A 17,758-nucleotide genomic window follows, 5' to 3' on the forward strand; every position below is an offset into this window, starting at 1 on the left:
TCAATCAATTCCACCAATAGGTCATCTTCAGCACCAGCGCACGGTTACGCACTTCACGCGTGTTCGCAAAGTAATTGTCGGTATAGACAATAAATAAATCCGAAACGGGTTTATACCTCCACTGGAAACGGATGTTCAGGTTGGTGTTGTTCAACTGGTCATTGTATTGCACAAAAGTGGTAAGGTACACTTTGGGTGAGAATGTGATGTCCAGCTTTGGGCCTATCAGCCAGAAATGTTTGTGTTCGAAGGGTTCGGGTAAACGTATGTTAGTGTATGTGGCATTCATGGTGAAATTCACGAAAGGTTGATACCGGTATACCATTTTTGCATCAATCATATCGTACTGGCCGTTGAAAAATCCCCCTTTGGCATAGGTTACCGTTCCGTTCAACATTTTCCGGTTATTGGAGGTGAACGAAGTGTAAATATTGGTGTAACTGTAATCGCTCCCTGCCGGCAGGAATGTGTGGCTTGTGTGGGTCGGATCGAAATCCTGCATCAGTTTTATGTAGTAATTCTTCATGCCTGCCGCGATGGTGGACCGGTCTCTGAATTCCAGCTTATATCCGAGATCGAGTGCATGGTCCAACTTTTCGAACCCGGGGGTATAATAATCGTCATATTCCGCATAAGGCCCGTGAATAACCACTCGCTTATTCGGTACAAAGAAATAGCTTATTTCGGGACGGAAGGAGATAAAGTCCCGGCGTTGGACGTATCCGGTCTCTGCCAGATAATTGGCACCTACGGCGGTTTCCCGAAACTCTATCCTGACCTTGCCGTTGTTGTATACGGCCGATGCTCCCTGTGCGTACTGTTGGTCGGGATTTCCCGGCTGGAAAGACCGGTGATAGAATACTTTTCCTGTCCAGATATTGTCGCGCGAAGCCAGGTTGGCGTCCAATGCTGCAACACGGTTAAACAGCCTCTGTGATCCCTCGCCAAGAGTTTCTTTGTTTATCATCATAAAACCCAGGTTGGAGCGAGAGAGTATTTTCTTCTGAACAGACAACACCGAGAAATTCCTTACGGCAAAAGCATCTGTTTTTTCCGTGGCCATGTTCATAAATCCTATGCGCCAGTCCTGCCCGAGTTTGCCGCTTACCCGGGCACCGCCCAATACCGGTGCATCCAGTCCTATCCTTCGGGAGAAGAATGGTGTAGTGTTTGTTTCCCCGTAATTGGCAAACAGGTCGCTGTTCTCGAGAAAGAACTGCCGCTTTTCGGGGTAAAGCAGTTCAAAACGGTCGATATTCATCACCTGCTGGTCCACTTCCACCTGGGCAAAATCGGGATTGTAAGTCAGGTCTAGATTCATGGAGGTGCCTAGTCCGATCTTGGCGTCCAGTCCGAAATCTTTTCGGTATCCGGCATTTTCGCCGGCGTCAAAATTTTGATGATACCCCCCGTAGAGGTACGGGATAAGAGAAAAATTTGTCTTCGGCCTGGGTAAAGGTTCATCGAATTTCAATACTCCTGTATAAGCCAGTGAGGCATGCGGAAACTGACGAGGCACAGGTGCCCAGACCGATTTCTCGTTCGATTTTAGATCGAGGCGCCCGAAGTTGGCATACCAGGTTTGGCTTTTAGACGGATAACGAATGGATTTGAACGGGATTTTCATCTCCGTAATCCATTTGTCGGGATAATCTTTCACCTTTAGTTCCACTTTACTGTCCCAGTTCAGGTTCATGACCGAACCGTCCGATACCAGTCCGTCCCATATAGCTCCCGACGCAGAATTTCCGAACGAAAACCCGTTGGTTTGATCGCGGAATGTGTCGAAAACAGTGAGAAGATTGTCGTTGTTGTTAAATGCAAAATCCCTGCGGAAAGATTCGGCAATTCGTTTACCGGGAATTGTATCGTAAAAAATGACGGCCATGTAGAGAGCTTTGTCGTCGTATATGAGCATCAACTCCGATTTTTGCTGCGCAAATCCGGTATCTACCGGCTGGACGAGACGAAAGTTCTCCACCCGGTTTGCTGTCTGCCAATCGGTTTCGTCCAGCACGCCATCCAGCGTGATGGAACCTTTTATTTTCTTGACGGTGTAAACGAAGTTCTTATTGCGAATGTTTATGGAAATGGTATCGTTTGGAGTACCCTGTGAGAAGGTTTGAATTGCAAAAGCAACCATCAGAATAAAAGATAACCAGGATTTGATCATGTTTCTACTGTTTTTAATTCCACCAATAGGTCAGTTTCAATACCAGCGCACGGTTTCGGACTTCACGTGTATTGGCATAATAATTGTCGGTATAAACTAAAAATAAGTCCGATACAGGTTTGTAACGCCATTGGAAACGGATGTTCAGGTTGGTATTATTGAGTTGTTCGTTATACTGCATGAACGTGGTGAGAAACAATTTATCCGTGAAAGTGATGTCGAGCTTGGGGCCGACCAGCCAGAATTGATGATTTTCAAAGGGCTGCGGTAAGTGAAGGTGTGTGTATGTAACGTTCATCGAAAAATTCACGTAGGGTTGAAACCGGTACACCATTTTTGTGTCAATCATTTCGTAATTTCCATTGAAAAAACCGCCTTTGGAGTAAGTAGCCGTTCCGTTGAGTGGTTGGCGGTTGTTGGACGTGAATGTGGTGTAGAAGTCGGAGTAGTTATACTCACTCCCCACCGGTAAAAAAACGTTGCTTATGTGGGTTGGATCAAAGTTTTGCATCAACCTGATGTAATAATTACGTATGCCTGCCGCAATGGACGAACGATCACGGAACTCGACCTTATAACCCAAATCCAGTTCATGGTCAAGTTTGTTGAATTGATGAGTGGAATAATTCTTGAATTTGGAATAAGGCCCGTGTATGGTTACCGTTTTATTGGGAATAAAAAAATAGGCCAATTCCGGGCTTAACGAAATGTAATTCTTGCGGCGAACGAAGCCTGTTTCTGCAAGATAATTATCACCTACTGCCGCCTGGTCCAGGCTGATGAGGATATTACCCTTACTGTATTTTACGGATGCGCCTTGTGCGTATTGACCGTCGGGATTATTCGGTTGAAAAGACCGGTGATAAAATACTTTACCTGTCCATTCGTTGTTTTTGCTAGCCAGGTTGAAATCCAGCGCCGCAACACGGTTAAAGAGCAGAGTACCGTCGGGCTTGTTCAGGTACTCTTTGTTGACGAACATAAAGCTGATGTTGGAGCGGGCCAGAATTTTCTTTTGTAGCGACAATACGGTGAAGTTTCTGGCCAGGTGATCGGTAGTTTTCTCGGTGGTCATGTTGATAAACCCAAGACGGAAGGTATTGTTGATCTTGCCGCTTAACCGTGCTCCTCCCAACACCGGTGCATCCAGTCCGATGCGCCGTGAAAAAAACGGTGTAAGCCCCGTGTTTCCGTAGTTTGCAAATAAATCGCTGTTCTCGAGGAAAAACTGCCGCTTTTCGGGATAAAATAGTTCAAAACGGTCAATATTCATCACCTGCTGATCTACTTCCACTTGAGCAAAGTCGGGATTGTAGGTCAGGTCCAGGTTCATTGCCGTTGATATTCCGATTTTTGCATCCATCCCGAAATCTCTCCGGTAACCGGCTTGTCCACTTGCTTCATAATCCCGGTGATATCCGCCGTAGATATAGGGTATAAGCGAAAAGTTCATGGTGGGTTTGGGTAACGGTTCTTCAAAATGCAACACTCCCGTGTAGGCCAGGGAGGAATGAGGAAATTGCCGGGGAACGGGTGCCCAGGCCGACTTCTCATTGGCCTTGAGGTCCAATCGCCCGAAATTAGCATACCAGGTCTGGCTGTTTGCCGGATAACGGATCGACTTAAACGGAATTTTCATTTCCGTGATCCATTTATCGGAGTAATTCTTCAGCTTGAGCTCAACCTTGCTGTCCCATTCGCTGTTTTTGGTTTCACCCGACCTGATTCCGTCGGAGATAGCGCCTGAGGCCGAAAACTCAAAAGTATAGCCGTTGGTTTGATCGCGAAACGTATCGAATACGGAAAGGAAGTTGTCGTTGTTGTTAAATGCATAATCCCTGCGGAACGACTCAAAAATACGTTTGCCGGGGATGGTGTCGTGAAAGACCACCGCTACATAGATGGCTTTATCGTCGTAGACCAGCATCACCTCCGATTTTTGTTTAGGGAATCCGGTATCCACCGGCTGGACAAGGAAAAAGTTGTCTGCCTTGTTTGCCGACAGCCAATCCGGCTCATCCAGCACTCCGTCAAGTAGGATGCGGCCCTTCATCTTCTTGGCGGTATACACAAAGTCCTTGTTGCGGATAGTGATACCCTCCGGATCCGTTGGATTTTGTTGGGGAAACAGGAGAAAAGAACAAACTCCCCCCAGGAGAAATACAAAAAATCTCTTCATTCTTGAGAAAATGTATTTTTTGAATGTTATTTATCGAGCCCTGTTCCGTTTTGAAATACCCTTATGGATTCGAGCTCAGAGCCGGAATCGGTTCTTCATCAATGGTGAAATCGATAGGGAGCAGGCATTTCACATTCACTTTTTCGCCGTTGTTTTCACCCGGAATCCATTTGGACATCAGGCTGAGCACACGAATCGCTTCTTTGTCGAGCTGGGAATGCAACCCCTGAACTACTTCGATATTTGAAATAGAGCCGTCGGCGGCTACGATGAAAGAACAGAGTATTCGCCCTTCAACTCCCTGTTGACGGGCTTCCTTGGGATACCGAAGCTGGTGAGCGATAAATCCGGCCAGCTCTTTTTCACCGTACGGGTACTGCGGCATCTTGTCCACGATGGAAAAGACTTCGGAGTTGGCAATCTCCGGATTGGTTTTGCCCAGGGTGTTGGCGGAATTTGTTGTGTTGCGTGCTACAGCTTTTGCGTTTTTGTTCAGCCGGAAATACATGGGTACGTAGCTCTTGGAGCGGACAATCTGTTCCTTGTACTTGGCAGGACGCCAAGGCGGCATGGATTGCAAAATACGCAAGGCTTCCTTGTCGAGTGAAGAGTCCGCACGGTGAATCAGATCGAAATTGGTCAGTGTGCCGTCTTTCTCAACTATAAATGTATAAACGACCAATCCTTGCACATTTCGCTCAACGGCATCGGACGGGTAACGAAGAGTTCCGGATATGAACTTGTTCATTTCACCCGGTCCTCCGGTGTAAATGGGAGGGATGTCCGGATTTTCGATTATTTTTCCTTCGTAAACAGGGGGCGGCTGAAGCTGAGAATTTTCGGATGCAAAAGCAGAAATCGTTATCAGGTATAAAGCCGATAACGACAAAAGTAACGTTTTAGAATTCATTTATTTCTTATTGATGTTTAGACCTTTTTTGTTTGAAGAGCAAAGATAATAAAAAAACGTAACGTTTTTAAAGCAGCAGTTTGAGATTAACAAATAAATTCATAGATTTGTGGCGGTTTTTCATCATCGTGGTAATTCTGTTTTTTTAATTTTCCACGAAAAAAAAGCAGCCGGCTACGGAAGTGAAGCGCCTTTTGCCGGCTGCTGCTTTTTATGGATTCCCTGTCAACCGTAAACCGCAAAATTTTTTTATCTTTGTCCTCTTAAGATTTCACCCGATATGAACTTATCCACTTCACCATCCGTAATTAAAGCGCATGATATCAGTCGTTTTCAGTTTCGAGATACGCCTTTTGTAAAGCTGATGAACAAGCGCATTTACAACGTCCTATTTATCGCTTCACAATACGATATGTTTATCCTTGAAGATGACGGACGGGTGGATGAGCAGATTTTCAACGAATATACATCGCTTAACCTCCGCTATCCGCCGCGCTTTACGCAAGTGAGTACAGCCGGGCAGGCTATGGAAGAGCTTCGGGCCAACCGTTATGAACTGATCATTTGCATGCCGAACATGGATAACCACGAGATCTTTGCCCAGGCGAAGGTTATCAAGCACAAGTTTCCTTATATCCCTATTGTGTTGCTTACCCCTTTTTCAAAATCGGTTACGCGCGTGCTCGAGAGAGAAGATGTCTCGGGAATGGACTATGTTTTCAGCTGGCTGGGAAATGCTGATTTGTTGCTGGCCATCATTAAACTGATAGAGGACAGTATGAACGTTGAAAGCGATGTGAAAACGGTTGGTGTGCAGACCATTATGCTGGTGGAGGATTCCGTCCGCTTTTATTCGTCGGCGTTGCCTCTGCTCTACAAATATGTGCTCAACGAGTCGAAAGAGTTCTCCAAGGAGGCACTCAACGATCACCTGCGTATGATGCGTATGCGTGGACGACCAAAAATCTTGCTGGCGAGGAATTATGAGGAGGCAGTCAGCCTTTACAAAAAGTACGGCGATAATATGTTGGGTGTTATCTCGGATATCAGCTTCAGCCGTGAGGGTAAAAAAGACAAGTTGGCGGGAAGAGTGTTGGGTGAATGGATCCGTAAGAAGAATAAATACATCCCGATCATTTACGCGTCATCGGAATCTGAAAACAGGGAATACGCTGCACTGGTGGATGCCAAATTCATCGATAAAAATTCAAAGACCTTTCCTCAGGATTTTCATAAAGCTGTAAAAGATAACCTGGGATTCGGTGATTTTATTATTATTGCTCCTAAATCCAAGGAGGAGATTTTCCGGATCAAAAACCTGAAGGAACTGCAGTTGAATATTCGTCAGATTCCCGATGATTCTTTGTATTATCACCTTTCGAGGAACCATTTCTCGCGGTTTTTCTATACACGTGCCATGTTCCCTGTGGCGGAAATGCTGAAGAAGATTGATGTGTCGGCTTATGCCAAGATGGACGATGCGCGCGAGCTTATCTATCAGGCAATCGTAGAGTATAGGCGGATGAAAAACACGGGTGTGGTTGCGGTATTCGAAAAGGACAGGTTCGATAAATACTCCAACTTTGCCCGTATCGGTGACGGTTCATTGGGGGGGAAAGGTCGCGGGCTGGCTTTCATCGGCCATATCGTGAAGACACATCTGGAACTGAACAGTTATGAGAATTTCCCGGTAACGACACCCAAGACAGTGGTATTGTGTACCGATATCTTCGATGAATTTATGGAAGCCAACAGGCTTTACGAGATTGCGCTTTCTCCCCGTCCCGATGAGGATATCCTCAAGCATTTCCTGGCGGCAAAACTCCCCAAGCGTCTGGTCAGCGATTTTCTGGTTTTTTTTGATGCCATCTCCACACCCATTGCCATTCGTTCTTCGAGTATGCTTGAAGATTCACAGTATCAGCCTTTTGCTGGCATATATTCAACGTATATGATTCCTTACGTAAACGATAAATACGAAATGGTCCGCCTGTTGAGTAATGCTGTCAAGGCGGTATACGCTTCGGTGTTTTATAAAGACAGTAAGGCTTATATGACTGCCACCCAGAACCTTATCGATCAGGAGAAGATGGCGATTGTGTTGCAGGAAGTAGTAGGTGGTGAGTATGGGAATTTGTTTTATCCGGCAGTTTCCGGAGTTGCCCGTTCCATTAACTATTATCCTATAGGCAACGAAAAGACGGAAGACGGTATTGTGAACATGGCCATGGGCTTGGGAAAATACATTATGGACGGATACCAGGGACTACGTTTTTCCCCGTTGCATCCTAAAAATATATTGCAGTTAAGTTCACTGGACACTGCTTTGAGAGATACACAAACGCAGTTTTATGCACTCGACCTGGAGTCGATGTCAAAAGATTTCACGATCGATGACAGTTTTAATCTGCAAAAAATACGCATACAGCAAGCAGGGGCAAACAGCCCGTTACGGTATGTCTGTTCAACGTATGATCCTGATGATCAAATTATCCGTGACGGATTTTATGAAGGGGGAAGAAAAGTCGTTTCGTTCGCCAATATGTTGAAGCACGATACACTGCCCCTCGCAGAGACATTGGACAAAGTGTTGAAAGTAGGGCAGCAGGAGATGGGACGGCCGGTAGAAATAGAGTTTGCTGTGAATATAAAGAGTCAGCAGGAAGCCGAGTTTTTCGTATTGCAAATCCGTCCGATTGTAGACAATAAGGAAGTCGTAAACGAAGACCTGGAAAATATTGACAAATCCGAGACAGTGCTTTATTCACGAAATGCTCTTGGAAACGGGATATCTACCGATGTTTCCGATGTGGTTTATGTGAAAACGAAGCATTTTTCAGCAGCCAATAATCCTGCAATAGCCCGGGAGATTGAAAAAGTAAATATCCGTTTCAGCGAGGCGGACAAGAACTACGTGCTGGTAGGTCCCGGGCGGTGGGGATCGTCAGACCCGTGGCTGGGGATTCCGGTCAAATGGGCCCACATAAGCCAGGCACGCGTAATTGTGGAGTCGGGATTGGAGAATTACCGGATCGAGCCGAGTCAGGGTACTCATTTCTTTCAAAACCTCACCTCGTTTGGCGTGGGCTATTTCACGATTAACTCCTTTTCCCAGCAAGACGGTTTTTTTGACGAGGATTTTCTTGATTCGCAACCTGCTGTCTATGAGACGGATTTTATACGCCATGTCTGTTTCGACCAACCATTGCCTATAAAAATCAGTGGAAAGAAAAAAATAGGAGTAGTCCTGAAACCGTGATTCTTTACCTGAAGTAGAAGTGTAGGAAGATATGATTTAACAAAAAATAACACAGTTTTGTGTTCACTTTTTTACGTTTTTACATCTATATAATTGAACTTTATCGTGTCCTGCTGTTTTAGTGAACGAGGGTGAACACGGTTGGCAAAGCATCATCAGTAGACAATTTGGCTGAATGAGCAATATGCGAAACTTGAATTAATAATTTTAGTCGTATGAAAAAACTTTTATCGATTGCAGCGGTAGTGATCTTTTTTCTTTCACTGCAAGCGCAGAACCAACAAACTATGAATTACGATCAGGCCTGGAAAAAAGTGACCGAACTGGAACAAAAATCCCTTCCTCAATCAGCATCGGAACGGGTGAATCAGATCCTGCGAAAAGCCATTGCTGAAAAGAACAGCCCTCAAACCATCAAAGCCCTCATTCACCAGGGTAAATACAATTTGGCGGTGGATGCAGAAGAGGATACCTTGATTTTCCGCCACCTGACTGATATGTTGGGTAAGTCTACGGACCCGGTAGAAAGATCGGTGTTGCATTCCATGCTCGGCGAACTCTACCTGCAGTATTACCAAAAAGACCGTTGGATTATTAACGAACGTACAGCGATCAGTGGATTTGTTCCAACAGATATGAAAGAGTGGTCAAAGAACAATTTCTACGATAAAGTGGTGGAGCATCTCAACGCATCCATCGAGTCTTACAGCTCACTCGAAAAGGCAGAGGTTCAGTCCTATGGGCCCATTGTTACCTTTGGGAAAGATTCGCGTCATTTTTATCCCACGATGTATGACTTTTTAGCGCTTCGTGCTATTGAGCTTTTCAGTCAGGTAGGTGAAGATATGGACCTGAGCCGTTCGCTGGCGAAGAAAAAAATTGCGCTGTCGTCGTTGTTTGCCCCGGCCGGTGAGTTTGGGAAACTGAATTTTGATCCACAACCCGGAGAATATAACCTTTGGGCGTTGGAAACCTATAAAAAACTGCTTGTTTCCTTATCCAAAAGAGATTTAAACACTTCTGTAGTGCTTGCGGAACTCGATAAAACCGGCTATCTTGCCAAGCTGCGCAACGCCCACCAACAGTACGCTTTCTCTTCATTGCAATCGATGTTGAAGGAATGGGGAAATGACCCGGTGAGCTTGGAGATCGTGGACAAAATGGCGGATATTTATACGACACAAATCGAGGGATTTACACAACAGGACAGCCTTAAAAGAACGGAAAAAACAAAGGAATTGTATGATTTGTTGCACAAGACCATTCAAGCGTTTCCCAATAATGAACGTACCTCTATTCTGGAGAACAGATTGTTACAGCTTACGCAACCCTATTTTCTGGTAAAGGGAAACAATACTTTTGATGCGGAAGTAGAAAAAAAGCTTGTGGTGGAATACAAAAACCTCAGTAAGCTAAATGCGAAGCTCTACCGCCTCGATTCACCCCTTTCTGCCGTTTACAGCAGCAACCGCGGTCGTCAGCAAACAGACGAGAAGAAAACGTTGATCCGTGAGATATGGATTCCTCTTTCCTCCAGGCAGCCGTATGAGCGGGCTCAAACCGAACTTGAACTGAACATAACTGAGTTCGGTTCCTACAAACTCGAATTTGAGTCTGATCCTGTAGCGGAAAAAGAAGGCAACAACAGTTTTTATTTTTCAGTTTCAGGCTTAGCTGTTTTCAGCCGTTTGTCGGCTAAAGATACCTATGAGTTTTTTGTGGTAGACCGGGTAAACGGTCAACCGGTAAAAAATGCCCGGATAAATATCTACAAGCTTCCCGGAAGCTGGCTCAACTCTACGCTTACCCTTGAAACAACTGTACCCGTAAACGGAGTCGGATTGGCAGTTTACCATAAAAATATTCCCAACAACGACATTTTTTATCAGGCTGTTGCGGGAGACGATAACGGATCTCCGTTGCATCCGTTTCCGTGGAGTTATTATCCGCAGGAAGATCGCCGGACACAAACCGCGGAAACGGTAAATTTATTTACCGACCGAAGTCTGTATCGTCCCGGGCAAACTGTGTTTTTCAAAGCGGTTGCTACCACAACAAAGGATGATAGCTCGCAGGTTACCGCCAACAAATCCCTTGAATTTGTTTTGCGCGATGTCAATGATCAGGAAGTCTCGCGCCAGGTTTTAAAAACCAATGAGTTTGGTTCCGTTTCGGGTGAGTTTGTGTTGCCGCAGGGATCATTGACCGGATATTTTAGGATTACTACCCACAACGGGAATGCCGGATTTAGGGTGGAAGAGTACAAGCGTCCCGCGTTTGAGGTTACGTTCGACAAGATTGAGACAACCTATAAATTTGGCGAAGAAATTACGTTGACCGGAAAAGCCGAAAGCTATTCCGGTGTGAAGCTGCAAAACGCTCATGTGAGTTACCGCATTACCCGCCAACAATCGTGGTGGTGGCGGTGGGGCGGGACGCCGGAACATTTCACCGAAGGGAGTGTGAAAACGGATGAAAACGGAAAGTTTACCGTTGTTTTCATCCCACAGAAAGCCGACGGGAGTTCTTCGTCACGCTCCATCTATACGTTTGATGTGGAAGCGACGGTTACCGATGTAAACGGTGAAACACAGGTTGGAACTTATTCCGTTACGGTGGGCGATATTTCGATGATGCTGAGCATGGAGATGCCCGAGAAACTCGAAAAATCAACTGACGAAAAGATTGTTGTTTCCGCCAGAAATTTAGACGGGAACGACATAAAAGCATCGGGGACTTATCGGGTGTTCTCCTTACTTGAAAACGACTCTACCCATAGGCAGCTGTTGCAGGGCAATTTTGAGACCGGGGAACAAACGGAACTGAAATCGAAGCTCAAAGCGTTACCCTCGGGAAAATATCGCCTTCGGCTGCTATCGAAAGACGATCGTGGTAACGACATTACTGCCGGACACGATTTTATTTTGTTCGACTATTCCGATAAACGCCCTCCCGTAAAAACCAACGAGTGGTTTGTTGTGAAGAACAGGGTATTCGGGCCTGGCAAAGACGCGGAGATTGTTCTAGGGGCTACAGATGACCTGAACGTGTTGTATGAACTCTGGCGGGAGGGAGTGCTGCTGGAAAGGAAATGGGTGAAGATAAACAACGGGAACCGCTTGTTTTCCATTCCCTTTAAAGCGGACTACAAAACCGGTGTCGTACTTATGCTGACATATGTGAAAGATGAGAAATTCTACCATCATTCCACAGAACTTATTTCTAAGAAAGAAAAAACCGGACTGGAGGTAAAACTGGACATTTTCCGTGATAAAATACGGCCTGGTGCCCAGGAAGAATGGCGGTTGACGATAAAAGATGCCAAGGGGAATCCCGCTACAGCAGAAGTATTGGCCTCGATGTACGATTTTTCACTCGATCGAATTTATCCCACACCGAAATGGGTGTTGAGCCTGCCTCGGTTTTATATGTACAGGACGGCTGCTCCTTTGGAAAAAGACCGATCTTTCAATCCACAGCAGGTGAATGGATATTTTGCAGTACCTTTTAAGAACGTGGAATCGTTGTTTTTTGATCGGCTAAACTGGTACGGCTTTTCGTTGTATCGATACGGGAGGATGATGGTTAGAGGTGTATTACAAGAAAAAGTGGCAGGAGTTCAGGCAGATTATTATGCTGCGCCGATGGCAAAAGGAGAAACTCTTCAAATGGCAGCAGATGTGGCAGACAATGTTTTAGCCGAGGAGGAAATAGAGATTACCCGCAGGGAAACTACACCTCCACCGGCGCCGACACCTCCTTATGAAGCCGAACCCCAAATCCGCCGTAATTTCAACGAAACGGCCTTCTTCTTCCCGCAACTGCGCACGAACGAGAAAGGCGAGACGCAACTTTCGTTCACCGTTCCCGAAAGCAATACCCGCTGGCGCTTCCGCGTGCTGGCGCACGACAAGGACCTGAACACGGGCGAAGCCGAAGCGTTTGCCGTTTCACAAAAAGAACTGATGGTTACGCCCAATATGCCGCGCTTCCTTCGTCACGGCGATTTTGTTTCTGTCTCGACAAAGATTTCCAATTTATCCGATACGGCAATTAGCGGAACAGCCCGTATCATCCTGTTCAACCCGCTCACCGATGAAACGATTCTGTCGGGCGCATCGCAGCAACAGCCGTTTTCCATTGCGCCAAAAGCCTCTTCCGATGCTTCCTGGACGTTTGAAGTGCCAGGCAATATCGAAGTTATCGGAGTTAGGGTTGTTGCTGAAAGTGAATCGTTCAGCGATGGCGAACAGCATGCGCTGGCAGTATTGCCCAACCGGATGCTCGTTACTGAGAGTATGCGGATGGACGTGAACGGAACGCAAGCCAAAGCATTTGAGATGGACAAGCTGGTGAACCAGACTTCCGCTACTTCTGAAGATTATCGGCTGACGTTGGAGCTTACGTCCAATCCTGCGTGGTATGCTGTCCAGGCTTTACCTGTGTTAAGTACTCCCGAAAGTGATAATGCTGTATCCTGGTTTGCCTCCTATTATGCCAATACGCTCGGAATGCATATCTCAAAAACGTATCCAAAGGTTTCAGCCATGATCGAAGCGTGGAAAAAACAGGGTGGTGATTCAGAAACGTTGCTGTCGAACCTCGAAAAGAACCAGGAACTTAAAAACGTGCTGCTCGAAGAAACCCCCTGGGTATTGGAAGCGAAAAGCGAATCGGAACAGAAACAGAAACTTGCCATACTGTTCGATTTAAACCGTAGCCAGCACCTTACGGGCCAAGCCGTGAAGAAGCTTGGAGAGTTACAAACTACGGCAGGCGGTTGGAGTTGGTTTAAAGGGTTTTATCCGAACCGGAGCATTACACAATATATCCTTTACGGATTCAGTCAGTTGAAAGCATTGAAGGCGGTAGAGTTTAGCGATGATATCCAGGCTATGCAGGCAAAAGCCGTTTCGTATATCGATGGGGAAGCGCTTCACCGTTTTGAGCAACTGAAAAAACAGAACAAAGATTGGCAAAAATTAAAAACCATTCCCGTTTCCGACTTGGAATACCTGTATGTCCGATCGGCTTACAACCAATATCCGTTGGATTCCAAAACAAAAGAAATGGCCGATTTTTATACATCAATAGCAGAGAAAAACTGGACACAATTCGGGTTGTACGAACGTTCGCTTATCGTTGTTTTGATGCAGAAAGACGGAAAACAAAATGTTGTACGGGATATGCTGAGATCGTACCGCGAACACGCTGTCCTTTCCGAAGAGATGGGCATGTTCTGGGCAAATAACCGCGCACATGTTTTTATGTCGCAATCGGCTGTGTTGGTACATACGTTCATTATGGACGCTTTCCGTGTTGGCGGCGCAAAAGCCGATGAACTGGATCATATGAAACGTTGGTTGTTGAAACAGAAACAAACGCAAATGTGGGAATCCACGCATGCCACAATAGATGCTGTCTATGCCTTGTTAAGCGCGGGAACAGACTGGTTTTCTGCAGACAACAATACGACGGTGACGGTGGGCGGTAAGGTAATTGCTCCCCAACAACAGGCACACGGTACGGGATATTTTAAAGAAACGTGGCATAAGTCGGAGTTTACACCTCAAATGGGAAAAGTTAAAATTGAAAATTCGGGTAACGCTCCGGTCTGGGGTGCGCTCTACTGGCAATACTATGAAAATCTGGATAAAATAACGAAAACCGGAGGTTCGCTCAATGTGGAAAAAATGTTGTTTGTGGAGGAAACCGACGTTTCAGGTAGAAAACTCGTTCCGATTACAGAAAACCGGATGCTACGCGTGGGCGATAAAGTGATTGTTCGATTGACCCTCCGTACTGACCGCGATTTGGAATTTGTACACCTGAAAGATATGCGTGCCGCTGCTTTCGAACCTCTGGAGCAACTTTCGGGCATGAAATGGCAGGGAGGGGTCATCTATTTCCAGGCTTCGAAAGATGCATCCACTAATTTCTATTTCGATGTCTTGCCACGGGGAACATACGTTTTGGAATACGGTGCTTTCGTTACCCGGACGGGTGATTATTCCAATGGAATTACCACCGTTCAGTGCATGTATGCACCGGAGTTCGGTTCACACACTGCTGGAACGAAGGTTAATATCCGATAGTGGGAGTGTGTGAAATTTTTCAGGCTTGCAATAAATAACGTTAAACACAAAGCGTTTTTAAACGAAATGGTTATTTTTGTGTCTGAAAAGAATTGATGATCGAATTTAAACAAAGATAAAAATGAAAAAAATAAGCGTTATCCTTTTTTTCAGTATAGTGTTGAGTGGATTTGCTTTTTCACAATCCGGCCCGAAAATGCAATTCAAGAAAAATGTTCATGATTTTGGAACCATTAAAGAGGAAATAGGGGCTGTTTCCACACAGTTCGAGTTTACCAATATGGGAAAGAGCCCGTTAATTATACAGCGTGTTTCTGCATCGTGTGGGTGCACTACCCCCAGCTATACAAAAGAGCCTATATTGCCCGGGAAAAGTGGTAAGATTGATGCCAAGTATTCAACCACCGCGCGCCCGGGTACGTTTAACAAAACCATAACCGTGTATACGAATGTACCTGACACCGTATATGTGTTGTCGATAAAAGGAAATGTTACGCCCAGAAAAAGGTGAGTATTTTAAGTTATGCATCATCCCGAAAATGACCCTAAATACTTGGGTTTAAACGTCAACAAGGGTGTAGTTCAGCCACCAAGCATAAATCCCTATTTGCATCTTCGCAAAAAACAACAACGGAAAGAATATTCGGTGAAGGAGTTTGCAGAAGGGATTTTGGCGGGTAACATCACGGTGTTGAGCCAGGCGGTAACGTTGGTGGAAAGTTCCAAGCCGGAACATCAGGCAATGGCTCAGGCCATTATCGAAAAGTGCCTGCCGTATTCCGGAAACGCTATCCGTGTAGGAATTACGGGGGTTCCCGGTGCTGGGAAAAGTACTTCCATAGATGCGTTTGGCATGTATCTGGTTGAAAAAGGCCATAAGCTGGCCGTACTGGCTATAGACCCGTCGAGTGAGCGCACCAAAGGAAGCATTCTCGGCGATAAAACTCGGATGGAAAGATTGTCGGTACAGGAGAATGCCTTTATCCGGCCTTCGCCTTCAGCCGGCTCGTTGGGCGGTGTGGCCCGTAAAACACGCGAGACCATCGTTCTGTGTGAAGCTGCAGGGTTCGATTATATTTTTGTGGAAACCGTAGGGGTGGGGCAATCGGAAACAGCTGTCCACTCGATGGTCGATTTTTTCCTGTTGATTCAACTTGCCGGCACGGGTGATGAGTTGCAGGGCATAAAGCGGGGGATTATGGAAATGGCGGACGGTATTGTGATCAACAAAGCCGATGGCGACAACGTCGAAAAGGCCAAAATGGCACAGTCCCAGCTTCGCAATGCCTTGCATCTGTTTCCGCTTCCGGAATCGGAATGGTCGCCAGAAGTGCTGACCTACTCGGGATACTATGCGCTGGGAATTGAAGAAGTATGGGATATGATTCACCGGTACATTGAGTTTGTTAAAGGTAGCGGTTACTTCGATGTACGTCGCAACAAGCAGTCGAAATTCTGGATGTATGAGACCATCAACGAGCGTTTGCGGAACGACTTTTACCAGAATGCCGAAATAGAGCAACTGATGCCCCTTCTTGAGTCGGAAGTCCTTTCGGCGCGTAAGAGCTCATTCGTGGCGGCTAAGGAGGCCCTAGACAGGTATTATTTGAAGAAATAAGATAAAAGAGCAAACACTTATGCTCAAAAAAGTAAAAATCGGCAATATGATAATTCCTTAAATCGACTAGGTTACGTTTTGTGGGTCCAGATGGAGCTTAGGGTGTCAATGAAAGCTGGTTCGCGTTCTTTCTATCCCTATAGCCGACAGTCACGGCAAACAGTGTTTCGTAGTCATTCTGTTGCAAAACCTGATCGTACCCTCCTCGTTGAATCCATGGGGGTGAATCAATCCCTATGCTTGATCAAGCACTTAACAATAAATCCAAGGAAAGAAATACATAACAGGCCAGCCACGTTTTAATCTTGGCTTCGCTTTTAGGTTTTAATATCTGGCTGTTAGGCAAATCCCTGCAAAGTTTTTCATGATTGTTTTGAAGAATCATCTTTAAAAAACTCAACTGGAAGTTGCACTTCTATATTGAACTTAGTTTTCCTGGTAATATCTCATTAGCTTCCGGCTTATTATCGGTTTATTATTCATTCGAATCAGTATTTAAGAAATTAGAAAAATAAATGCGATGGCAATTTTACCCATCGTATGTATAAGTAATCCTTTTGTGGATCTTACTTTTTACGCTCTTTGAATAGTTGTTTTTTCATTCAGCCAGTTGAAGAATGATTCTATGGGTTGTCTGACCCTGGAAACTGCTGTAGAGAACAGGTCATTGTAGGCTCTATAGCTTTTTTCCTGTTTCGATTGTCCCTTGACAGCTTTAACGGGGTGAACATTTCGATATTCTGTTTTTATTTCTTATCATCACTGAAGTATTCAAAATCAGAATATATCTTGTCTCCAAAGATTACGGTATCGGAGATGTAATCACCCCAGGCCTGTTTAAAAACAGTCAGGTCATTATCCCGGGCAGGAGTAAACATAAGAGAGTCGGGAAAGGGGATTTTACCTTCCCTGCGCGAAGTCAGTGCATGAAGTTTCAACCCTTGATAATACATACATGTTCTTTGAAGAACAGTAACCTTTAGAGGTTATCTCCGGGGCAACTTTCCTGTTCCTACCTGCGCAAGTTATGAGGGGCAGGGAATCGACAAGGGATATGTCCTTGTCACAATCAGCCGGCATGAATGAAGATATCAATCTCCCAGATAATACCCGAAAAGCTTCACCAAGACGGTTTAATCTGAGATTAAAGGTCTGGTATGAGGGCAATTCAGGTACCCAGGAGGAAAGATATTCCGATGCAAAGTTATGTATATCCTTGATTTGGAAATACTTTTGACAATGACCTGCAAACAGGTAGATAGTCATTATTTCCTGATCCGTGAAAACAGGATTGGAATTATTGCTGTATCTTTGGCAGTAATATTTCAGTTCCTGATCGTATAAATCACATACATACATATAAGTCTTTATCAATTCAAGCTCTTTCTTCCTGGAAATCATTACCTAGAGAATTTGTGGTAATTTTCTTCTAAGTTGATGATTATCAGTGGATTAAGTAATATTTAATATACTTATTCCATTGATTTTAAACACTTTAACTAAATAAAATCGCGATCAGTTTCA

The 17,758-nt window shown here is 45.2% G+C and carries 7 protein-coding genes and 1 pseudogene; 4 read left to right on the forward strand and 4 right to left on the reverse strand.

Annotation, left to right across the window (positions count from 1 at the left end; all coding sequences use genetic code 11):
- Positions 1–4: 4 nt before the first annotated feature.
- The 3 genes from KCV26_07755 to KCV26_07765 form a co-directional block, all read right to left on the reverse strand.
- Complete coding sequence (locus tag KCV26_07755) at positions 5–2,173, reverse strand: carbohydrate binding family 9 domain-containing protein (GenBank protein WZX38252.1); 2,169 nt, start codon at positions 2,171–2,173, stop codon at positions 5–7.
- Between the two features lie 13 nt (positions 2,174–2,186).
- On the reverse strand, positions 2,187–4,352 hold the full coding sequence (locus KCV26_07760; GenBank protein ID WZX38253.1) for a carbohydrate binding family 9 domain-containing protein: 2,166 nt from the start codon (positions 4,350–4,352) through the stop codon (positions 2,187–2,189).
- A gap of 61 nt (positions 4,353–4,413) precedes the next feature.
- Positions 4,414–5,262, reverse strand: coding sequence for an energy transducer TonB (locus KCV26_07765; GenBank protein ID WZX38254.1), 849 nt, complete (start codon positions 5,260–5,262; stop codon positions 4,414–4,416).
- Positions 5,263–5,542: 280 nt separating this feature from the next.
- On the opposite strand from KCV26_07765, the gene KCV26_07770 reads away from it, so the two are divergent.
- The 4 genes from KCV26_07770 (at position 5,543) to meaB (ending at position 16,234) form a co-directional block, all read left to right on the forward strand.
- Positions 5,543–8,521: a phosphoenolpyruvate synthase gene (locus KCV26_07770; GenBank protein ID WZX38255.1), complete on the forward strand. Its 2,979-nt coding sequence runs from the start codon at positions 5,543–5,545 to the stop codon at positions 8,519–8,521.
- A 215-nt stretch (positions 8,522–8,736) separates the two neighbouring features.
- Entirely contained in the window at positions 8,737–14,616 is a 5,880-nt protein-coding gene (locus KCV26_07775; GenBank protein ID WZX38256.1) for a hypothetical protein, read from the forward strand.
- Positions 14,617–14,737: 121 nt separating this feature from the next.
- Positions 14,738–15,127: a DUF1573 domain-containing protein gene (locus tag KCV26_07780; GenBank protein ID WZX38257.1), complete on the forward strand. Its 390-nt coding sequence runs from the start codon at positions 14,738–14,740 to the stop codon at positions 15,125–15,127.
- A gap of 12 nt (positions 15,128–15,139) precedes the next feature.
- Positions 15,140–16,234: a methylmalonyl Co-A mutase-associated GTPase MeaB gene (gene meaB / locus KCV26_07785; GenBank protein WZX38258.1), complete on the forward strand. Its 1,095-nt coding sequence runs from the start codon at positions 15,140–15,142 to the stop codon at positions 16,232–16,234.
- Between the two features lie 495 nt (positions 16,235–16,729).
- Here meaB and KCV26_07790 read toward each other — a convergent pair.
- Positions 16,730–17,593, reverse strand: a pseudogene (locus KCV26_07790) (transposase).
- Positions 17,594–17,758: the final 165 nt, after the last annotated feature.

The sequence above is a fragment of the Petrimonas sulfuriphila genome (assembly GCA_038561985.1).
In the GTDB taxonomy this organism is placed as follows: Bacteria; Bacteroidota; Bacteroidia; order Bacteroidales; family Dysgonomonadaceae; genus Petrimonas; species Petrimonas sulfuriphila.